The organism is Methanosarcina subterranea, assembly GCF_055385895.1.
The window spans coordinates 4,454,571-4,474,898 of sequence record NZ_AP042426.1; the positions used below are offsets into that span (position 1 = coordinate 4,454,571).

Below are 20,328 nucleotides of genomic sequence, written 5' to 3' on the forward strand. Positions count from 1 at the left end.
TAAAATTTAAAATTGAAATTTAAGAGATTTAACCGTATAAGGGGACGAAAAACTATGATAGTGGTAGGAGTCGGGGTCGGACCCGGAATGCTTACGGAAGAAGGGATAAAGGCAATAAGGAAGGCTTCAGTGGTTTACGGGGCAAAGCGAGCCCTTGAACTCGCACAGGAACATATTACCTGCGAAGCAAAGACTATTAAGGACTATAAGTCTCTCCACCTCCTGCCCGCAGACGCTGTTATCCTGTCCACAGGAGACCCAATGTTTTCGGGGCTCGGGAAATTTGCAGGGGAAAAAGATACCGTAATTCCCGGAATTTCCTCAATGCAGGCAGCCTGTGCCCGCACGAAGGTAAACCTGACCAACCTCTGTGCAATAACAGCCCACGGAAGGGACTTTGAGCCTGCAAAAGCCGAGCTGATCCAGGAGTTGAAGAACGGAAGAAATATATTCCTGCTGCCGGAAGAAACATTTGGCTCCCGCGAAGTTGCGGAAGTTCTTAAAGAACTCGGAGTAGAAGCCAAGCTTTATACCTGCGAAAACCTCGGCTATCCGGAAGAAAGGATCGCAGAAGGTACACCTGATAACCCTCCGATTGCGGAAACTATTCTCTACGGGCTGCTTGTCGTGCAGAAAAGATAAAAAAGTTAAAAGAGAAAATTCTTACAGGCTTTCGGTTTATTTCAGAGGTTTTCGGTTTACTCCGTAACCGTAAATTTTCGGTTAGCCCCCGATAAAGCTAAAGACGGCATAAAAGATCAAATCCCCGAAAACGACTGCGGTTATAAAGCCTGCTGTAATTGAGAGCATAAAAGGCAGGCCAGGAGTAACCCAGACTTCTTTTTCAATTAACCCTTTTTTTGCATATTCCTCAAGTTCTGGCTTCAGGTTCGCATCAAAATCGAGCCCTGTCCGCGCAAACTTCCTGATAACCGTTCCGTTTTCGTTAAGCTCGAACTTTTCAAGCAGACCGAGATGTTCTTTATTTTTCAAGGAGGAAACTTCAGTCCTGTACCCGATAAACATGTAGAAGGGTTTTTTGAGCATTTCAGGCGAGTAATGCAGGAGGTTGTAGCAAAACATCCCGAGAGGCACAAGGACAGTTACAAGGAGAGCGTTTTCCAGCACTGTGAAAGTAAAGAGCCCTATCGGAGGCAGCCCGAGCAGAGGATAGACTTCTCCCGAGAACAGAAAAACCGGATAGAGAGGAAATAAAATGGAAAGCACTATCAGCCCTTTTGCATCCCCGCCCCCGAAGGCCCCAAGCTGGAAAAGGATATAAATCGAGATGAAAACAATAACTCCGGAAAAAATAAGAGATTTAAGGTAAGGAATCCCTCCGGTAAAAACTTCGTAAGCTACAAATACCGAACCCGATGCAAGCATGTATTTCCACACCTTATTTGAGACTCTACGTTCCTTCAGGTCGGTATAGCATGCATAGAGCAAAAACGGCATGGTGAAAAGGATTTTCAGGATTTCTATCATACAAACCAGGCAATTAAATTATTTCTATAGTTATTTACATTATTACTTCTCTACTTTTTTACCTTATCGCCTGAATGAAAATTCTCGATATAAAACTGGAAATTTCAGCCGTGGACTGAAAAATTCAGGTTGGCGGCTCTCCCCCCTTCAAAACCCCAAAAATATACAAAAAAACTGAAAGTCCTGCGGCAAAAACACGAAAATCAATTACATAACAGGTCCGGGTAAGCCCAAAATCAGCCCGCAAGCGATAAGCTTATACATAAGAAGTTCTATTTTATGGTTGCTTAACCCTATTAATTTTCAAATGCAATCCATGGGCTCGTGGTCTAGACGGTTATGACGTCGCCTTCACACGGCGGAGGTCCTGAGTTCGAATCTCAGCGGGCCCACCTTTATTTTTCTGATTCTAAACGTATATAGAGTTTTTTCTAATAATTCTATTCTACGATCTCACAAAATCTTGTTTTGAATATTGCGACCCAAGTGATTTCACTGAATAGAAAGTAAACAGCATTAAAAGGCAAAGTTAGGGACTTACTTCTAAAGATTATTTATGTAAGAGATTAAAAGACAATTTTCTTATAAGTTCCCAATGAATGATTGTTAAATTTCGTTCTCTGTAGAGAGTATTAGCTTTACTCTAACGTTCAAATTCATTTATTTTTCTTAACTTTAGGGATGTCGTTCATGGATCATGATAATCTATTTGTTGAACAGGCAGAATATAATCAATTTGTTGAACAGGCAGAATATATAGAGAGCGACTTATTTAACAAGTTGAGTATAGAACATCCAGAGGAAGAAGCAATAATCAAAAAATTGTCTCAGGGTGGAGCTAAACTGATTATTGGACCTCGAGGATGTGGCAAAACAACACTAATGCTTAAAACTTACCATAAGCTATGCTCTTCAAAGAGCTCTAAGACACTTCCAATATATGTAAACTTTAAATCATCTCTAAAACTCGAGCCATTTTATGTTAAAGATGTGAATGCTGTCTTTTGGTTTAAACAATGGTTATTGCTTAAAATTTATCTCGGTTTGTTTGATACGTTAAATGAAATTATAAATGATCCTCCAACTAATTTAATTTACTCTTATGAATACATAAAAAGAATCACTGATCAATTAGAAATGAGTAGGACTGTAGAAGAAGGCGAGTTATTATCAATCTCTATCTTAGAAGATGAAGTTAATAAAGTTTTGAAAGCTCTTAACAGAAAAAGGTGTGTATTACTTTTGGATGATGCCGCACATTCTTTTTCACCTGAGCAACAAAGAGATTTTTTTGATTTTTTCAGGCAGATAAAAAGTAGATCTATTTCGCCAAAGGCTGCGATTTATCCCGGAGTAACAACTTATTCTTCAACATTCCATGCTGGACACGATGCGGAAGAAATTGATGTATGGATAAAGCCAGATTCGCCTAAATATATAGAATTTATGTTCAGCTTGTTAGAGAAGCGTTTATCAGATGAAAATTACCGCAAACTCCGCTCTGAAGAACACCTGCTTAAACTGATGTGCTTTGCAGCATTTGGAATTCCAAGAGCCCTTCTAAATATGATTAGAGATCTAATAAAGAAAGATGGATCAGTTGATGTCAAAAGAAGTTCAGTGTTAAGATCAATTAACAGAAATTATGAACAAACAATGAAAATTTATACTTCTCTAAAGGTTAAACTTCCTCTTTACGAACGTTTCGTAATTGAAGGAAATACTATTTTTATCAAAATCATAGAGAGCCTAAAAGAGTATAATAAAAATAAACAAGTTAGTAATCAAAGTGTTATGACAGCTATAAAACAGCCTTTAGCCCCAGAGATCTCCAAAGTAATAGGTTTTTTCCAATATTGTGGTCTTTTGCTTCCAAAAGGAGAAATTAGTAAAGGGGAAAAAGGTGTTTTTGAACAATATGTTGTACACTATGCGGCTTTAATTAATCGAAATGTACTATTAGGGACAACAAGCGTTAACGCGGCTAATTACGTTGAAGCTTTTGAAAAAAGAAATGCTCATGAATACAATCGTGTTTCATTAGATAGATTAATACCCTCAGAAGAAATCCGAGGGAAATTTTCCTTATCTCTCCCTCCTTGTAAAAAATGTTCGGCTCCTCGAATTTCTGAACATGCTAAGTTTTGTTCAAACTGTGGTGCTGCACTCCAGAGTGGATCCATCTATGAGGCTTTATTAAATACAGATATTTCCGTACTTAATCTGACTGAGAATCGGGTTAAAAGTATAAAGAAATATTCGAAGATCAGAACTATAAAAGATATTATAATGGATACTGATAACCGTGAACTGAGAAGTGTACCTCGCATAGGTCCGTATTGGGCAGGGACAATAACTTCTTACGCAAAGGAGTTTATTGAATGAATTGGAAAGATTGCGTTAACCAAAAATTAGGACCTGCAAGAATTTCGGATCTTTATTCGTATATACAACCTTCTCATTTACCTGAAAATTATTCCGCAATAGATAGGTTTTATTCAAATACCCAAGAATTACTAAAGGTATCAACTCCCGATTTTTTAGAAAATAATCCTCTGATAGGACCTTTAATTCTCGTTGGATTTATTTCGGCAACAGAAGACTATTTTAGGGAGATTTTTTCTCGATTAATTCACATTTGTCCAGTTGAAAAAGATAATTTTACAGATAGAAAAGTTAGTATAGCTTCTGCTCTTTGGTGCGGAAGAAATTCTATGGCAAGGGCAGCTTTTGAAGATTACTCATTTGCTAGTACAAATGCAATAACAAAAACTTGTAAAGAGTATATTGGTTACGACATTATATGTGCAAAAAATGAAGATTCAATTTTCAAAGAGTTTGACAAAATTTGTGAGTTAAGGCATTGCATAGTTCATTCAAGCTCGATTATGGCTGGTAAGAATGCAATTAAACTAGGGTTAAAAAATAAAAAAGATAAACCTATTGAAATCTCGATAGATTATCCAAAACTTCAAGAGTGTGGACTTATTTGTACTTGCCTTGTAACTAGCGTAAACTTAGAATTGTTTGAATATATTATCACTAGATGGGCGGTAAGTTGGCCTAATTTGCCCTCTTGGGATCCGAAAGATGAGTATGCCCTTTTTAAAAAGATTTGGAACTTATTCCATTCTGAAAAAGATTCCAAAAATAATCCCATTGAATGTGTACTAACTTTAAGAAAACGTATGAATCTTGCAAAGAAAACATTCCAAAATAAGAACCCTAGAAAATGATTTCCTTTTTTAAATTCACAGCAGAAGTACTGAGTTCAAAGTTGGCAAACAAATAAACATTGTCATTTTACTCAAAGGAGAGCAAAAGTATATAAAAGGTAAAATAAGTTAGCGAAGATAGCATTTTCTTATAAAGTAATGAATTTACGGATTGACAAATGAAATTTATCATGGTTTATCCTTTGGTTCTTCAAAAAGGGCAGGAAACTTTTCTCTTAATTCTTTTCCTAGCTCGGGGTCTAGTTTAGGTTCATCCAAAAGGTAAGAGTAGTTATTCGCTCTTAATTCTTCTTCTAGCTCTGGGTCTAATTCTGCCTCGTAAAGTGTTTCCGCTTTGGAAAGCTGATCAACTGTTAAGTTCTTTGCTCCGATAAGGATAGCTTCTTCAAGATTTGCTTTTGTAAGATTAGCACCTGAAAGGTCTGATCCTTCCATATTAGCTCTAATTAATATAGCATTTTCAAGATTAGCTTCCATAAGGTAAGCTCCTGAAAGGTCAGCATCCTCTAGATGAGCCATGTAAAGATAAGCTCCTTCAAGATGAGCCTCCACAAAGTCAGCGTCAAGGTAAGCTCCATGAAGGTAAGCCTTTTTGAGGTTAGCTCCATCAAGGCAAGCTCCTGAAAAGTAAGCCCCTAGAAGGACCGCTTCTTGAAGTTTAGATCTATCAAGGCGAGCCAATTCAAGGTGAGCTTCCATAAGGTTAGCTCTATCAAGATGAGCGTCTATAAGGTTAGCCATTTCGAGATGAACATATGCAAGGTCAGCATCTTCAAAATGAGCCTTCCTAAGGTAAGCTCCTTCAAGACGTGTTCCGTGCAAATTAATACAATTTGATTCTTCATTTTTAAAATGATTTTTTTGTTTCCCGAGGACTGCAAGAATTGCTTGAATGTCTAATGATACTGTTCTTACGTTAGAAACTTCGCATTTCGTGCTCTCATTAGCTTGAATATCCATTGATATATGAGTAACTTTGTTATTATCACCGACTTCGATACTTGAGTTTTTCCGAACATAAGCTGTTAAAATTTCCATAATGGGCCAGTAGTCTTTATCAGATTCATTTGCTATTCTTTCAAGGGCGTATATTCCACCTAATCTAATCTCTATTGCTGGATTTCCTGATTGATCAATAGCTCCTAATTGATCTACAGCTCTAGTAAAACGTTCGGTAATCTGGCCTTCTCTAGCAGTTACGAGATTTCCCCAAGCAAAATAAATTCCAATCCCTACAGCAACCCCACCCAGTATTTGAGCAAGAGTAGCACGATAGCTATTTTCGGCATTAGCTAAGTCCTTAGGATCCGTTATTCCAAAATGAGCTACTTGCAAGTAGGGAATATATTGCAGTGCTAAAGCCAAAAGCACTACAAAAATAACAACAATAAGCAGACACGTTTTTGAGTATTGACCTGCCTTCTCACAAATTATAGATAAAGAAGGAATCTTAGATTGTTTATATTTTTCAATCGCTTCTCTTAAATCCATATACTTTTTCCTTTACCATGAAGTGTTTATCTGTCCTTAATCAAATTTGAACTAAAATAAACATTATCATTTATACTCAAAGGATAACCTGGTCGAGAAGCTAAACGAGAATATGCATAAACAGGCGGTCCACATTCAAACCTTAATCCACGAGAATAGCAGGTTAAACATCAAACTGCTTTCAGAGAATACGGAAAGTAGTAAACCTTGGTGGAAATTTTGGTGATTTATGGAGGATCTTAGATTTCTGCTTCTCTGGTTATCTAAGTTATTCTTATTTGGTTAGGACTGTTGAATTTCCATTGAAGGCTTTTGTTGATCGTTCTTCTTTTGCTTCAAGTGGTTGACTTATTTTGTTTTCCTTAGTTATCGTGTTTACATAAATGATTGTGATTATAAGAATGATTATTCCTAGAAGTGTCCAGTAAATATCTTTTGTTATCATTATTACAATACTGTATGAGATTGCCATTATTCCTATCATGAGCGATGTATGTGATAATTCTAGCAATTTTTCAGGGTTATTGTTCCCGATGCCTATTTGATGTATTTTAGCAAATGCTAGTGTTCCGCATATGACGCATGTTGTGATACCGAGAGTGGATACTAAAAACATGATTTTTAAGGCATTTTTTAGGCCATTTTCCATTGCAAGGTTGTCGATATTGATTGTGCTTATTGTATTTGCCAATATGCCGAGTAATACTCCTGCGAACCCTGTGATTGTTGTTATTTTGATTTGTGTTGTTTTCTTTGTCATCATAATTTATAAGTTTGCATTTGGCTATCAATCTATGGGCATTTTATTATACTGTTGTGTTTCTGGGATGGTGTGTTCCAAAGGAATATGCTGCGAGTATGCAGTTAATCTGGCATGCCTTCAGGCAATTTGGCTTAACTGTGCACGAGCCGTTTTATTTGAAAAGTATTTAATTCTTCGGCGTTGTAAAGGTAGCTCATTTCCATTCAGTCGACATTATATTATTAGGACTTACGCACTTGAAGTACAAAATCAAGAACAATAGACGTTGATACCAAAGGCTTGATTTATACCGATGAAGGTTCATTGCTATTGACTCTCAGTTCAACCGCGTAAGTCCTAGTGAATAATCTATTTTTTTGACCACAATGGAAAATATGCTCCTAACGATAAAAAAGGTTTTTAGATCACTCTTACTTCACAGAGCGAAATACAAAAGAAAACATTTATAACTGCCACTTCCTTAATTTTTCATTATTTAATGAACTATTGTTGAAATTTTGGAAAAACCATGAATAATTATCGTTGTGTAAATCAAGAAGACTATAGAGTATGGGAAATATTCGGCAACCTTATAAGGATTTAAATTAAGAAAATAAATGTAAAAAATTTAAGTCATTGTAGGTTTGGAAGATAGTTATTGATTAATAAAAATCGAACGTTTCTAAATAGTGTTTCTCGCTGGTGGGAATAATGCAAGAAATAGAAATCCATAGTAATACTATTATAGGAGAAGTGACCGAAGTTAACAATTTTGAGATAGGAGCTGAATATTTAAAAGCGGATTTTCATTTGCATACTAAATCAGACAAAGAATTCAAGACTAGTATTAAAGACGAAAATGAATTTATTGAGAAATATATTGATGAATTGAAAAAAAAGGGAATAAAGATAGGGGCAATAACAAATCATAATAAATTCAATAGAGACGAGTTCAAACTGCTTAAAGAAGCCGCAATTAAAGAAAACATATTTTTATTGCCTGGAATAGAGCTCTCGATTCAAGATGGAAAAAGAGGACTACATGCATTAATAATTTTTTCATCTGAAGATTGTGAACATACCGAGTCTAACCAGTCGAAAATAGATGTATTTCTCAATATAGCTTTTGGAACCGACTCTCGTTTTGATAGTGATGGAAACCCAGCCAGATGTAACTTGAATTTAGAAGAAACAATCGAAAAATTACAAGACTTAAAGTGCCATCACTTTATAATTCTTGCACATGTTGATAATAACTGTGGATTCTTCCAAGAATTCAAGGGAGGAAGAATTACAGATTACTTAAAAAAAGGTTTTTTTAGGAACCAAATATTAGCTTGTCAAGACGCAAACGAAAGCACGAAAAGCACTTTTTTGAATAATTGGGTAAAAAAGGTTGCAAAAGAAACGGGCAAGCCCGAAAAAAATTATATTCCAGCTTTTATTTCAGCATCAGATCCAAAAAGTATTGATCAAGTTGGAAATAAGTATACTTGTCTGAAAATCGGAAATCTCGATTTTGATGCAATAAGGTTTTCACTTATAAATCACGAGATACGTGTAAGAAATGAACTTTTAGAGTTTAACCATCCTCGTATCGCTAGACTTCTCGTTGAGACTAAACTATCCATGTCCAATATTGACATCAATCTAAATAGTGATATGACTAATTTAATCGGAATACGAGGTTCAGGAAAATCAGCATTTATAGAAGCGATAAGGTATGCTTTGGAACTGAGCCCAAAAGAGGATTCAGAGTATAAAGAAAACCTTGTGAGTCATGTCGTAGGATCAGGTGGGAAAATTGTTCTGGAAGTACGAACCTCTACACAGAGCTACAGAATTGAGAGAATTTTTAATGAGAAACCGAAAATATATCGAGACGGTGAATATAAGCCTGATCTTCTCCCCTCTTCAATCTTCCGTGTCATATATTATGGACAGAAAGATATTCAAAAACAATCAATGGAAAGGGGAACTCAAATAGAATTAATAGATCAGTTTATAGGAGAAGAATTACGACATCTCCAAGAAAAAATAGATGAAAAAGAAACTGAAATTAAAAATATATTAAAAAAATCTAGTGAGCTTCAAGGACAAATAGATAGAGAAGATTATTACAAAACAAAAAAAGCGGCTTTAGATGACAAAATACGCACCTTTGAAGAAATGAAGATAGCAGAAAAACTTCAAAAAGAGGCAAACTTCAAAAAAGATGAAGTTTTACTCCAGAAGATTAATTCATCACTAAATAATTCAAAAAATCATGTATCTGGATTCAAAGACAAAATTACAAATGAGTTCTCCTTTATAAGTTCGATAACTTCTGAAGAAAATCCAATTATATTCAATTCGATAAAAGATAATCTAGAAGAATTAAAAGCTACTTGGTTAAATGAAATACAAGATATAGAGAATGCTGAGGAGAATTCGTCTGAAATAATAAAACAGTTCGAAAACAAATTTATTGAAGAAAAAAATAAAGTGGAAGAAGAAATAGCAAGAATTAAGCGTGAAATTAACGTCACTGAAGTATCTCCCGATGATTATGGAAAGCATATTCAAGAAATTGAAGAAACAAAATTAAAGATCTCAGAACTTGAACAGCATAAAAGAGAAACTATAGTCGTTGAACAAAAGAAAAAAAATTCTTTACTCTAGTCTGCAAGATTTATGGCACCAACAGTGGTGTATAAGGGAACAAAAGAAAGAAGAAATTAACTCTTCACAAGAATTAGTTCATATTGATATTAAATATAAACAATCAAAGAAGCGTTATGAAGAATTCATGATAGAGTTTTTCAAAGGAAGTAGATTAAAATCAAAACTTCAAAAGTTAACCCAGATATTTCAAGATAACATCGAATTATTTAATTCTTTAGAAGACAACGAAAAATTCCAATCTGTTGGTTTTACTGATAATGAATGGACAAAATTCAAAGAGAAAATTTTTGAGTCCGAAGCTGAATTTTGCCTTTTTAGGGTTCCTGACTTAATTGAAATTAAATACAAAGAAAAGTGCATACAAAATCTCTCGTTAGGTCAGAGAGCTTCAGCATTACTGATGCTACTTCTCACCCAGGAAAATATACCAGTGATAATGGATCAACCAGAAGACGATCTTGATAATCAAACGATATATGAAGGTTTGATTAAGAGAATCATTGAATTAAAAGGAAAACGACAGATAATTTTTGCAACGCATAATCCAAATATTCCAGTTCTTGGAGACTGTGAAAAAATTATCGTTTTCGCAAATGAAACAGATAAAATCGAAACTGAATTTGGAAGTATAGACAAAGTTCAAATACAAAAGAAAATCGTAGATATTATGGAAGGGGGAGAAGAAGCTTTCAATAGGCGTAAGAAAATTTATAATCAATGGATTGTTTAATCCGCTTAATGTATCGAGATTTCATAAACGAGCTCATCAGAAAACCAATTTTTACTTCCACATAAATAAGGATTTCAGAACCATTTTGGGATCAGAAATTCGATTGATTATTCGGAATGCATAACCAAGAGAAGCAGTTTTAAGTTTTGGGATCAGCTCAACCAGTAATTTATTTAGAAAACTCTTTGGCGGTAAATAGTTTTAATTTGAAAAATATTGATTAAAGGCATAGCGTCCGTCTTCCCCGCTGTTTAACTAACGCACTGAACCAAGCCTTCACGCGGCAAAGATCCTAAGTTCGAATCTCAGCGGGCCCACTTTCTATTAATCTTTTTTCTGAATTCGAAGATTTAGAAACTTCCTTTTTCTAATTTTTCAAGTCTTATTCAAGGTCGGATTTTAATACAGCTATCATTAATCAGAAATCTATAGAGGCACCCGAAGCAAAGAAACAATAGTGGAAGTTCTGGTAATATCTGATCACTCGTCTTTATCAGGTTTCTCAAAAAGGGCAGGATACTTCTCTTTTAATGGTATAAGAAGTTCTTCGTCTAATTGTGCCTCATAAAGCGTTTTCACTTTAGAGAGCTGGTCAATTGTTAGGTTCTTAGCTCCTTTAAGGTTAGCACCTCTTAGATCCGCTCCTTCAAGATGGATTCCTTCAAGATTAGCTATTTCAAGATGAATTCCTTTGAGGTGAGCATCATTAAGGTAAGCTCCTTTGAGGTGAGAATATTCAAGGTGAGCTCCTTCAAGGTAGGCTCTATCAAGGTGAGTTTCTTCAAGGAATGCTCTTACAAGAACAGAATTTTCAAGATGGGCATCTTCAAGATGAGCATCTATAAGAGTAGCATCTTTAAGATCAATTCCTTGAAGAGAAGCTCTTTCAAGATGTGCTTCTAGCATGTCAGCGTTTTCAAGATGAGCCCTTATAAGGATGGCATCTTCAAGATGAGCCTTATATAATTGAGTGGATTCAAGGTGAGCCTCTACAAGGTCAGCTCCCCAAATGTCAGCCCCACTAAGATCAGCCCACTCAAGGTGAGCTCTAATAAGTCGGGCTTTCCGTATATTTGAGTTTCGTAGATCCAATTTCTCATTGAAGGAGTGCTCGCGATTACATATAACTTCAAGAATGGTTTGAATATCAGTAGAGAGTGTCTTATCCTTCTCTTGCTTCTCAGAATCTTTAGTTTCCGTATTTTCCCTTTTAACAGGTGATTTTTCCCTAATATACGCAGCTAGAATTTTCATTATTGGCCAGTAGTCTTTCTCAGATTTGTCTGCAATTCTTGCAAGTGAAGATATAGCACCTAATCGAATCTCTATTTTCTCGCTTCCTAACTGATCAATAGCCCGACTATAACTTTCAGTAATCTGTCCTTCCTGTGCAATACTTACACTTTTCTCAGCAGCAGAGGCTTGATTCACCGAAACAATAGTTTGTTTATGAGAATAATATAAAGTGATAACAGCTACTATGACACTTATGATGCCTATTATTAAACTCAAATCCATATTTGTATCTCTGAATCCACATCTCTTTTAGTAAAGTTAGCATTTTTTAAGGAGGGATAAATTCAAGTTTCATCTATGAAGTCTTCTAATGTTATAGGATATCTAGGGAATTTAAAAAGGTGAGGATACTTAGTTTTTAATTCTTCTTCTAGTTCTTCATCTAATTTAGCAGCATGGAGTGTTTTAGCTTTGGAAAGCTGTTTAACTGTTAGACATTCAGTTTCTTTAAGGTTAGCCCCATAAAAGTCAGCTCCTTCAAGATTAGCTCCCCCAAAGTTTGCTCCTTCAAAGTTAGCCCCTTTAAGATCAGCCCAATTAAGGTAAGCCCCATCGAGGGGAGCTTCTTTAAGGTTAGCTTTTTCGAGATCAGCTCCTATAAGGTCAGTATTTTGTAGATAAGCTCCTTCCAAGTGAGCCCCTTTAAAATTAACCATTCTTAAATGTGTATCATTTATTTTTAAACCAATTAGTTCTCCAGATTTAAAGGAATATTTACGTCTTCCAATAATAGTCAGAATAGCTTGCGTATCGGGGAGCACTGCAAATTTATTATCAAAAGACTCTTCATTTAGGTTTTTAATCTCTTGAATTTTTATATGTCTATTTTCTATGCGTGAGTTTTTCCTAACATAAGCCGTTAAAATTTCCATAATCGGCCAGTAATCTTTTTCAGATTCATTTGAAATTCTTTCAAGGGCATATATTCCACCTAATCGAATCTCTGTTGCTGGATTTCCTGATTGATCAATTGCTCCTAACTGGTCGATAGCTCTAGTAAAACGTTCAGTAATCTGGCCTTCTCTAGCAATTGTGAGATTTCCCCAAGCGAAATAAATTCCAATCCCGACAGCAATGCCACCTAATATTTGGGCTAATGTAGCAATGAATTGAATTGAAGTTGTACGATATTGATTAATTAAATTAGCTTTTTCTGTTGCATTAGTTATTCCATATTGAGATACTTGATTTACAGGATATGTGAATACTAAATAACTAAGGAATAAGGCAATAAGTACAAAAGAAACAGCAAAAACAATAGTAACCCAGATCAATAATTTATGTTGTCTTGCCTTTTCATATGCATCCCTTAGTGCCATAACCTATGTCCTTTATTTGAAATATTAAATTGTCCTTAAACGATTGTAAACTAAAATAAACATTATCATTTATACGCAAAGGATGACCAGATTGAGAAGTTAAACGAGAACATACACAAACAAGCTGTCCACATTCAAACCTTGATTCAGAAAAATAGCAGGTTAAATATTAAGTTGCTTCCGGAAAATACGGAAAATAGAAAAGCCATGGTGAAAGTTTTGGTAATGTCTAAACAGAAAAGTAAGAATATAAAATGAATTCAAAGAATTAATAAGCCATGGCTATCTGCGCAGAAGGAATGTTTATATCATTGATTCCCTGTGAAACGGCTATCTTCTCCGTCTTACGATTTCTTAAAGGAACAGTGATAGTACATTTTATTTCAATAACTTCTTCTGAAATAGAAATATCTGCACCGAATTTTACGAAATTCTTAATCGCGGATTTTGGTACACCAAACATTCTTGAAACGTGGAGCAGTTCAAATCCCATAGGTCTGCCGTCTACATCCATATCCAATATTATGTTTCCCAAATCAATCGAAGATTCGTATTGTAAGCCCTTACAATTAAAGAGAAGACTATCGTTCTCAAAATCGTAGTCATAAAAATCTATTGGAATTGGACTAGAATTAACTCCTTCTGTCATCTACTCAACCTTCTATTCACATTCTGTTGATATAATGTTATAAATTTAATTTTTATAGGGCTGCAGGAAACCAACGATAAAACAACAACGAGATCATATTTTTCAGTAATGTTATAGAATACTCTATATTCGTTTTCATCTTTAAGTTCATTGTTCTCTTGATAATCTACATATACAGGACATCTATTTAAGAGTATTTTCTTGAATTCTGCTATATCATTAGGTATAATATCACTAATTCTTGCTCGTGTTTCAAGTCTTTTTACAAAATGTACCCTATATTCAATGTTTTTCTCGTTTGTTATACATAATAATTCGTAAATTTCTTCTGCAGTCAACAAACACGACCATTTCCTTCATAATTTATTTTTGTGAATAGAAGTGAAGATATAAAAGGATTTCAAAATTGATTTATATCAGATTGCTCTTCAAAAATCTGCATATCAGAACGCGTTTTACTATAAAACTTTAGATAAATATATAGCTTTAGTTATTTTTGAATTGGGAAGCTAATAGAGCCCATTTAAACTATTCTTAGACTTAAGACTGTTATTGGAGAAAAAAAGCCTTAGAAAGGCAGGAATTTTGATGCAAAATACGTATAGTTTTGAATAAACAAATTTGATAGGTTCTTATGATGCTGTTTTTCCAATTATATTTTTTATTTTATTTATATATTTAGTATAAGACATATTTTTATTTTAATAAGTTTCCACTGGATAATAATGATCAGAAATTGAAGGCATGTCAAGCCAATGAATTTAATCTTATTCTGATTAGATTATGAAAGCCATTTGTTTACTCAATCATTACAAACATGTAGGAATAGACAGTACTCCATTGATTACATAGATGGAATGCAAAAACCATTAACTATCCAGTCTGGGAAAAACAACATCTATAGACATTTTTATTAAGATTCATTAAGCAAAGCTACATATTTTTTTCATTTCTTTGTACATGCAACATCCCGCAAAAAAGTTATGGAAGGGCCTGCAAGCGGATAGGTGTTTAATCATTCGAGAACACGTCCGTTATTTGATTCCAAAATTACGATACCTTTAGTCATAATGGTCGAGGCTCAAGATAGACTGATAGAGCGGTCAAAAAGGAAGAAGACACGAAGGAAGAGAAGAGGTGAGGAAAACCGTGCCATACCCTATAGAAAGATCTGTTTTCTTGACACTGACATAGTTATTAAGATAGTAAATTTTTGAGAAATCACCGGTTTCGAGAGATTAAAAATATAATATTCGCTCTATACAGGCTCTTTTTCGAAATATACGGGCTTAAAATCGCCTTCACACGGCGGAGGTCCTGAGTTCGAATCTCAGCGGGCCCACTCCCTTTATTTTATTTCATTTCGGATTCTAAGAGCGTAGATAGCTTCTTTTCTAATGCTTCAAGTCTTGCTTCAAGATCAGATTTCATTTCTTGTTGTACAACTTTAAATTTCGCATTAGTTCTTGATCAAGAGCAATTAAATAAACAGGTTCACTATTTTACTAAGAGGAAAACAACAATGACTGAAATGACTGAAAAAGAAAAAGCAGCCCAGGGTTTATTATATAATGCAATCTATGATAAAGAGCTGAACGATGAACGAGATTATTGTAAAGCCCTTTGCTACGAATATAATCAGCTTCATCCAGCAAAAATTGGGGAAAGGACATCTTTAATTCAGAAACTTTTTGGCAAAACCAGGGGTTCTTTTCTTATTGAGCCGCCATTTATATGCGACTATGGTTACAACATCGAAATAGGAAGCAATTTCTTTGCAAATCACAACTGTATCATCCTTGACGGAGCAAAGGTTGTTTTTGGTGATAATGTGATGATTGCTCCACACTGTGGCTTCTATACAGATGGACATCCGCTTGATGCAGAACGTCGTAACGCAGGACTGGAGTATGCTTATCCCATTAAAGTCGGTAGCAATGTATGGATAGGCGGCAATGTTGTTGTACTGCCTGGAATAACTATCGGAGATAATACTGTTATCGGCGCTGGAAGTGTTGTGACAAAAGATATTCCGCCTGGCGTTGTCGCCGTTGGGAATCCTTGCAGGGTTATTCGTGAGATTATCGATGAAGATAAGAAGTTTTAATCCTTATTTTTGTGTATTTCAGACTCTGTTTCTTTTATATTTGTGACAATGGCAATATACAGAATATTGTCCTTTCTGCCTCTGTACAGCCTTCACACGGCGGAGGTCCTGAGTTCGAATCTCAGCGGGCCCACTTTGTTTTAGTCTTATTTTTTGGTTTTAGAGTATATAGAGCATCTTTTCTGACTTTTTGAAAAAATTAGACCGGATTATAGAATCCTATAAATCACAGCTAAAACTTACTTTTTATAACCGAATTTTTTATCGTACTTTCTATGGTCAATTATGTCAAGCACCAATACGATAATCTCAATACCTGAACTTCCTGCTGTAAGCGTGTAAAGCATTCTCCAAAAATTAGGAAGCTCAACTCTAAAAAGATTCACTATCCCGTACCTTGTTTTGTATTCCGCAGGAATCAGTTTTTTGGCAATTGGTTGTCCATAGTGGATATTTTCCTTTATCAGTTCCACTTTTTGAAGAAAAGCATTAAAGATTATCTCTTCCTGCTTTGATTGTTGTGCTTTATTCATGAGAGAATTATATGTATCTGCGGCTTCCGGTGATAAGATCACTCGAACATGTTTCATAGTTCAAGTCCCTGAACCACTGCCTTTCTCAGGTTTTCATTCCTGCTGTGAATCCAGGTTATTCCCTTAAGCCCGACAGCAATTTTATTACTCTGCTCCAGATAGTCCAGAATAACCATCAGAGTATTATGATTTACCTGTCTTGGCAACATTTTTTTGAGTTCGGCAATTGTTACAACACTGTTCGGGCTGTTTTTCAGAGTGTCTTCGACCATAAGAATAGTATTAAGAGTTGGGGAAGGCTTTGCTTTATCAGAACTTAATGCTTCTGTCATTTCTGCGTCTCCAGTAGATTTGTAACAGCTCTTAGTGTTTTGAATTTCATAAATGATTACGTAATAAAAAGTTATTGATTAATAACTAATTGATATTTATAGATACTTATGTTTTCTGGAGTAAGATTTTTTTGGGTTACTACAACCTTGAACAGAATTCAAGAGCTCATATTTTATTTACATTGCTAAAATTGAAATTTTGAAACCTTTCTTTTAACTTTGAGAATAAAAGGGTGGATACAAAAAATAGAATAAATTATAAATGTAAAAGAGTTTAGTGATAAATATGAATACTAAAACTCTTTTCATTTCTTTTATTTTATTTATCTGTTTTTTTTCAGCAAATTGTTCAGGTGCGGTTATCAATGTAGGCCCAGGAACTTCCTTTAACCCTACAGGCTCAAATGACCAGAATGTCATTAATGCTGCCATACAATCAGCGAATTCAGGTGACACTGTACAGCTTGCACCGACTATGTTTCACATAAGTTCGCCAATAATCATGAAATCAGGGGTAACCCTTAATGGAAATGGGATTGGTGCGACTGTTATCTATTGTGACAATCCGAGCTCTAATTTTGCAACTCAAAATATTATTCTCTGTGAAGGTATTTCTGATATTGAAATTTCAAATTTCTTAATTGATGGTGGTTGGGAATCTTTAAGTAAAATGCATGCGGCAAGCAACAAGTATCGGGAGTATGAAAAAGGAGTTTATTTGTCTGGCTGCTCAAATGTAGATATTCACGACTTAAAAATGCAGTACAGTATGGGTGACTTTATTTTCTGTAAAAAAAATACCAGCAATGTTCAGGTTTATAATACAGTCTGTAAACCCGGTCATGACAGTTTTGATGCGTGGTCTGCCGGTAATGGAATTTCAATATTTAATAATTGCTGGGGCACTTTCATAAATTCTTGCATTAAAATTCATAATACGAAAAACGTTCAAATTTACAGGAATACTTTCTACTCTGATGCTGGTTCTGGTAATGCTGGCGTAGAAGTAATGGGAGGAGATGTAACAGGTCTTAATATTCATAATAATATATTTTCAGCACTTCAATTAAATACAGTCTACCAAGATCCGGCTGATGGTGCCTGTTCAGGCAGAGGTACTGTTTCGAATAACATATTCTATAACAGCCCTGCATATAATGGAATTAATGGAATGTATATTGCATCGACTGGCAATATTGTAACCAGCTCCTATTCAAGCTCCAGGGGCACAAAAGATTATGGATATGTTGCAGAAAATGGTACAAGAAATTTACCTGTTTACAACGGTTCTGAGGTACCTTCCGTTACTTTTCCAGCTAATGGCAGTACAATTTCAACTGTTAACGGATACGTAAGCATAAGCTGGACTTATTTAAATGCAACCAGTTATTCTATCAATGTATATAACAGTACATCGAAATTCGATTCTTTTCACTTAATATATAGTCTTAACACTTCACAAACATCTGCAAATGTACCGATAAACCACAACGGGTTGTTTGCTATTAAAATCGGGGCACGCGATGACGTTCATAATTTATGGGTATACAGCAGTCCTGCACGTTCGTTCACAGTAAATGGCAGAAAATCGGCTACAGTTAATTCTGGTATATTTGGATATTTAACAGATGCAACTACGGGTCAACCTGTTCAGAGTGCTGTAATAACATTATCAAATAATACGTGGGATAGTACTCAGATTACCGATGTTGATGGGCTTTATCAATTCAATATGGACAGTGGAAAAGGCACGTACTGTTTAACTGCTTTAGCAATAGGCTATCTTAACAGTCCTGAATTACCAGTAAATTTGACAGGTATAAATACAGAAATAAATTTGAAAATGGCAAAAGCACCTGATTATTTAGAACCGCACTATGTACGGTTATATGTCTGTACTAATTCAAACGAGAAGGTACCTGGGTGCGAAGTTCAGATTTATACGCCAAATAATGACCCAAGTAATGAAAAACCGAATTTTTGTGCCTGGACAAATAACGACGGTAGAGCAAATTTCCATTTGACTAAAGATGTCACATATAAAATTGTAACAATTACTTTAGATGGACAAAAGTACACCAGCACATTGACACCTAATCTGGATCAATATACTATCACAATACCTGCAGGTGACACATCTGCAATACCTGCAATGCAGACTGTGATTAGTGCAAATTGTACATATAAACAGATAAACAATACAGCAACTTATATTAATGCAAGCTATTATGATTCTTCATCACAGTCTAGCAACCTAACTTTTGTCCTGGGGACTATGAGTGGTGGAAAAACGTTTGTACCTTCTGGAATCTCAGGTACTAATGACAACATAAGTAACCCTACAGGAGTAGTAACTGACTCTTTTATGGTCACTAATTATTCTGGAAAAACATACATTGTCAGAATTACTGCTCAGTCTCAAACTTATGGTTCTGTGTGTAAAACTGTTAATGTATCATTTCCAGGTAGTAATGTACCGGATGTAGGGTCTAATATGAGTTATTTCTGTGTTTTAATCTTAGTTATTGCAGGACTCATATTGTCAAAAACCCGTAAGGCGCATTAATCATCTGCGCCTTATTCTGGATTTTTCATTTTATAGAACAGTGTTCTGGTGATTTGACCTCGTTTAATGAAAAAGAAAGGTCTACCGCATTTGACTAGTCATAACGATGCATACGTCGTATGTTCCAGCCTTCACACGGCGGAGGTCATGAGTTCGAATCTCAGCGGGCCCACCATACATTTCACTCTTCTTCTTCGCCTTTTTTTGAGTGATGGGTTTTTTCCACAAACCAGCACTTTCAGTACTTTCTCTTCCCGAATATGGCAGAACCCACACGTATCGTTGTGGCACCTTCCTCGATGGCAATCCTGTAGTCACTGGACATGCCCATGGATAGCGTCCTGATATCGATGTTGTCCCGGTTTTCCTGCTTCATTTCATCAAAAAGGGCCTTCATCTTCCTGAAATAGGAACGGGTTTGTTCAGGGGGTACAAAAGGAGGGATGCACATGAGACCTTCCACACGGACATTCCTTAAAGAGCGAATCTCTGTTATTGCATTTTTTATCTCATCAGGTCGGAATCCATATTTTTGTGGCTCATTGCCGATGTTAACCTGAAGATAGACCCTCTGTACTTTGCCAATATCCCTGGCTATCCTGTCAATATTCCTTATCAACTTCAGGGAGTCAATTGACTGAATAACATCAAATAGATGTGCGGCTTTTTTGATTTTATTTGTCTGTAGATGGCCTATAAAGTGTGTCTCACAGGGCAGTATATCATCACGTTTATCCTCGTACTCCTGAACCCGGTTCTCTCCAATGATAGTGGCTCCGGCCCGAATGGCTTCGTTTATCCGTTCAGGTTCAATCGTCTTTGTAATGCAAACCAGTGTTGTGCTTCCGATCTTTTCAAGGATAAACTTTGTATTTTCATAGACTGGCATTGCTGTCCCTAAATCTGTTTTTATTCAAAAGTAGTTGTATTTAAATGATTCCAATTATGGCTTTATGGAGTGAGAATATAATCCATCCTATAGACTATGCTGAGATATTTTTCAGGCTGTTTTTTACTTTTGTCTTAGCTTTCTTTTTCGGGTTGAAAAGCAGAGATCACATAAACCGATTGGCTTTGGCACTTTTGTATATGTGTCTGTGAGCGCTTGCTATCACTGCTACGATAAATTGTTAAGAGCCTGACCTTTTTGTTCGTCAGTATTCTGTTGATTAAAT

18 protein-coding genes and 1 tRNA gene are annotated in these 20,328 nt (G+C 35.5%); 8 read left to right on the forward strand and 11 right to left on the reverse strand.

The annotated features are described in order from the left end of the window. The first annotated feature begins 54 nt into the window (after positions 1-54). Positions 55-642, forward strand: coding sequence for a cobalt-precorrin-7 (C(5))-methyltransferase (locus ACZ5A8_RS19475; protein ID WP_322222286.1), 588 nt, complete (start codon positions 55-57; stop codon positions 640-642). Between the two features lie 81 nt (positions 643-723). Here the strand turns inward: ACZ5A8_RS19475 and ACZ5A8_RS19480 are convergent, their stop codons facing one another. Continuing rightward, positions 724-1,488, reverse strand: a complete 765-nt coding sequence (locus ACZ5A8_RS19480) for an A24 family peptidase C-terminal domain-containing protein (RefSeq protein ID WP_464531014.1) — start codon at positions 1,486-1,488, stop codon at positions 724-726. 318 nt (positions 1,489-1,806) lie between these two features. On the opposite strand from ACZ5A8_RS19480, the gene ACZ5A8_RS19485 reads away from it, so the two are divergent. From ACZ5A8_RS19485 to ACZ5A8_RS19495, 3 genes are all read left to right on the forward strand, one after another. Next, positions 1,807-1,880, forward strand: a tRNA-Val gene (locus ACZ5A8_RS19485). Positions 1,881-2,178: 298 nt separating this feature from the next. Beyond that, positions 2,179-3,873 (forward strand): zinc ribbon domain-containing protein, encoded by a 1,695-nt coding sequence (locus ACZ5A8_RS19490; RefSeq protein WP_464531016.1) that lies wholly within the window; start codon positions 2,179-2,181, stop codon positions 3,871-3,873. Next, the gene (locus ACZ5A8_RS19495; protein ID WP_464531017.1) at positions 3,870-4,724 is read left to right on the forward strand and encodes a hypothetical protein; all 855 of its coding nucleotides are present in this window, start codon (positions 3,870-3,872) and stop codon (positions 4,722-4,724) included. The genes ACZ5A8_RS19490 and ACZ5A8_RS19495 overlap by 4 nt, the downstream gene beginning before the upstream one ends. 168 nt (positions 4,725-4,892) lie before the next feature. Here ACZ5A8_RS19495 and ACZ5A8_RS19500 read toward each other — a convergent pair whose 3' ends face one another. Both ACZ5A8_RS19500 and ACZ5A8_RS19505 read right to left on the reverse strand, forming a co-directional pair. Further along, the gene (locus tag ACZ5A8_RS19500) at positions 4,893-6,215 is read right to left on the reverse strand and encodes a pentapeptide repeat-containing protein (RefSeq protein ID WP_464531018.1); all 1,323 of its coding nucleotides are present in this window, start codon (positions 6,213-6,215) and stop codon (positions 4,893-4,895) included. Positions 6,216-6,489: 274 nt separating this feature from the next. Next, a complete protein-coding gene (locus ACZ5A8_RS19505; RefSeq protein ID WP_464531019.1) occupies positions 6,490-6,978 on the reverse strand; it encodes a hypothetical protein in 489 nt (162 codons plus the stop codon). Between the two features lie 690 nt (positions 6,979-7,668). On the opposite strand from ACZ5A8_RS19505, the gene ACZ5A8_RS19510 reads away from it, so the two are divergent. Together ACZ5A8_RS19510 and ACZ5A8_RS19515 are read left to right on the forward strand one after the other, a co-directional pair. After that, the gene (locus ACZ5A8_RS19510; protein ID WP_464531020.1) at positions 7,669-9,618 is read left to right on the forward strand and encodes an AAA family ATPase; all 1,950 of its coding nucleotides are present in this window, start codon (positions 7,669-7,671) and stop codon (positions 9,616-9,618) included. Next, positions 9,587-10,351: an AAA family ATPase gene (locus tag ACZ5A8_RS19515; protein WP_464531021.1), complete on the forward strand. Its 765-nt coding sequence runs from the start codon at positions 9,587-9,589 to the stop codon at positions 10,349-10,351. The genes ACZ5A8_RS19510 and ACZ5A8_RS19515 overlap by 32 nt, the downstream gene beginning before the upstream one ends. Positions 10,352-10,831: 480 nt before the next feature. On the opposite strand, the gene ACZ5A8_RS19520 is transcribed toward ACZ5A8_RS19515, so the two are convergent. From ACZ5A8_RS19520 to ACZ5A8_RS19535, 4 genes are all read right to left on the reverse strand, one after another. Beyond that, positions 10,832-11,869, reverse strand: coding sequence for a pentapeptide repeat-containing protein (locus tag ACZ5A8_RS19520; RefSeq protein ID WP_464531023.1), 1,038 nt, complete (start codon positions 11,867-11,869; stop codon positions 10,832-10,834). 62 nt (positions 11,870-11,931) lie between these two features. Beyond that, the gene (locus ACZ5A8_RS19525; RefSeq protein ID WP_464531024.1) at positions 11,932-12,966 is read right to left on the reverse strand and encodes a pentapeptide repeat-containing protein; all 1,035 of its coding nucleotides are present in this window, start codon (positions 12,964-12,966) and stop codon (positions 11,932-11,934) included. A 268-nt stretch (positions 12,967-13,234) separates the two neighbouring features. Beyond that, the gene (locus ACZ5A8_RS19530; protein ID WP_322223036.1) at positions 13,235-13,615 is read right to left on the reverse strand and encodes a DUF2283 domain-containing protein; all 381 of its coding nucleotides are present in this window, start codon (positions 13,613-13,615) and stop codon (positions 13,235-13,237) included. After that, positions 13,612-13,953 (reverse strand): hypothetical protein, encoded by a 342-nt coding sequence (locus ACZ5A8_RS19535; RefSeq protein ID WP_464531026.1) that lies wholly within the window; start codon positions 13,951-13,953, stop codon positions 13,612-13,614. The genes ACZ5A8_RS19530 and ACZ5A8_RS19535 overlap by 4 nt, the downstream gene beginning before the upstream one ends. A gap of 1,184 nt (positions 13,954-15,137) precedes the next feature. On the opposite strand from ACZ5A8_RS19535, the gene ACZ5A8_RS19540 reads away from it, so the two are divergent. Continuing rightward, complete coding sequence (locus ACZ5A8_RS19540) at positions 15,138-15,722, forward strand: sugar O-acetyltransferase (RefSeq protein WP_229390840.1); 585 nt, start codon at positions 15,138-15,140, stop codon at positions 15,720-15,722. Positions 15,723-15,961: 239 nt separating this feature from the next. On the opposite strand, the gene ACZ5A8_RS19545 is transcribed toward ACZ5A8_RS19540, so the two are convergent. From ACZ5A8_RS19545 to ACZ5A8_RS19555, 3 genes are all read right to left on the reverse strand, one after another. Continuing rightward, positions 15,962-16,312, reverse strand: coding sequence for a hypothetical protein (locus ACZ5A8_RS19545; RefSeq protein ID WP_464531027.1), 351 nt, complete (start codon positions 16,310-16,312; stop codon positions 15,962-15,964). Beyond that, a complete protein-coding gene (locus ACZ5A8_RS19550) occupies positions 16,309-16,587 on the reverse strand; it encodes a hypothetical protein (RefSeq protein WP_464531029.1) in 279 nt (92 codons plus the stop codon). Before ACZ5A8_RS19550 ends, ACZ5A8_RS19545 begins: the two co-directional genes overlap by 4 nt. Before the next feature lie 213 nt (positions 16,588-16,800). Further along, the gene (locus ACZ5A8_RS19555; protein WP_464531030.1) at positions 16,801-17,019 is read right to left on the reverse strand and encodes a hypothetical protein; all 219 of its coding nucleotides are present in this window, start codon (positions 17,017-17,019) and stop codon (positions 16,801-16,803) included. Between the two features lie 70 nt (positions 17,020-17,089). Here ACZ5A8_RS19555 and ACZ5A8_RS19560 point away from each other — a divergent pair, with 70 nt between their 5' ends. Beyond that, positions 17,090-19,153 carry a carboxypeptidase-like regulatory domain-containing protein gene (locus tag ACZ5A8_RS19560; protein ID WP_464531031.1) on the forward strand — a complete coding sequence of 688 codons (2,064 nt, stop codon included), beginning with the start codon at positions 17,090-17,092 and terminating at the stop codon, positions 19,151-19,153. A gap of 238 nt (positions 19,154-19,391) precedes the next feature. On the opposite strand, the gene ACZ5A8_RS19565 is transcribed toward ACZ5A8_RS19560, so the two are convergent. Then, the gene (locus ACZ5A8_RS19565; protein WP_464531032.1) at positions 19,392-20,042 is read right to left on the reverse strand and encodes a YggS family pyridoxal phosphate-dependent enzyme; all 651 of its coding nucleotides are present in this window, start codon (positions 20,040-20,042) and stop codon (positions 19,392-19,394) included. Positions 20,043-20,328 lie beyond the last annotated feature (286 nt).

Bases quoted from the DNA above. Each gene is read 5' to 3' on its own strand.
- ACZ5A8_RS19560 (WP_464531031.1), top strand. From the start codon at position 17,090: ATGAAATCAGGGGTAACCCTTAATGGAAATGGGATTGGTGCGACTGTT.
- ACZ5A8_RS19505 (WP_464531019.1), bottom strand. From the start codon at position 6,978: ATGATGACAAAGAAAACAACACAAATCAAAATAACAACAATCACAGGG.
- ACZ5A8_RS19550 (WP_464531029.1), bottom strand. From the start codon at position 16,587: ATGACAGAAGCATTAAGTTCTGATAAAGCAAAGCCTTCCCCAACTCTT.
- ACZ5A8_RS19555 (WP_464531030.1), bottom strand. From the start codon at position 17,019: ATGGCAGCATTAATGACATTCTGGTCATTTGAGCCTGTAGGGTTAAAG.
- ACZ5A8_RS19475 (WP_322222286.1), top strand. From the start codon at position 55: ATGATAGTGGTAGGAGTCGGGGTCGGACCCGGAATGCTTACGGAAGAA.
- ACZ5A8_RS19520 (WP_464531023.1), bottom strand. From the start codon at position 11,869: ATGGATTTGAGTTTAATAATAGGCATCATAAGTGTCATAGTAGCTGTT.
- ACZ5A8_RS19530 (WP_322223036.1), bottom strand. From the start codon at position 13,615: ATGACAGAAGGAGTTAATTCTAGTCCAATTCCAATAGATTTTTATGAC.
- ACZ5A8_RS19490 (WP_464531016.1), top strand. From the start codon at position 2,179: ATGGATCATGATAATCTATTTGTTGAACAGGCAGAATATAATCAATTT.
- ACZ5A8_RS19495 (WP_464531017.1), top strand. From the start codon at position 3,870: ATGAATTGGAAAGATTGCGTTAACCAAAAATTAGGACCTGCAAGAATT.
- ACZ5A8_RS19500 (WP_464531018.1), bottom strand. From the start codon at position 6,215: ATGGATTTAAGAGAAGCGATTGAAAAATATAAACAATCTAAGATTCCT.
- ACZ5A8_RS19540 (WP_229390840.1), top strand. From the start codon at position 15,138: ATGACTGAAATGACTGAAAAAGAAAAAGCAGCCCAGGGTTTATTATAT.
- ACZ5A8_RS19525 (WP_464531024.1), bottom strand. From the start codon at position 12,966: ATGGCACTAAGGGATGCATATGAAAAGGCAAGACAACATAAATTATTG.
- ACZ5A8_RS19565 (WP_464531032.1), bottom strand. From the start codon at position 20,042: ATGCCAGTCTATGAAAATACAAAGTTTATCCTTGAAAAGATCGGAAGC.
- ACZ5A8_RS19510 (WP_464531020.1), top strand. From the start codon at position 7,669: ATGCAAGAAATAGAAATCCATAGTAATACTATTATAGGAGAAGTGACC.
- ACZ5A8_RS19545 (WP_464531027.1), bottom strand. From the start codon at position 16,312: ATGAAACATGTTCGAGTGATCTTATCACCGGAAGCCGCAGATACATAT.
- ACZ5A8_RS19480 (WP_464531014.1), bottom strand. From the start codon at position 1,488: ATGATAGAAATCCTGAAAATCCTTTTCACCATGCCGTTTTTGCTCTAT.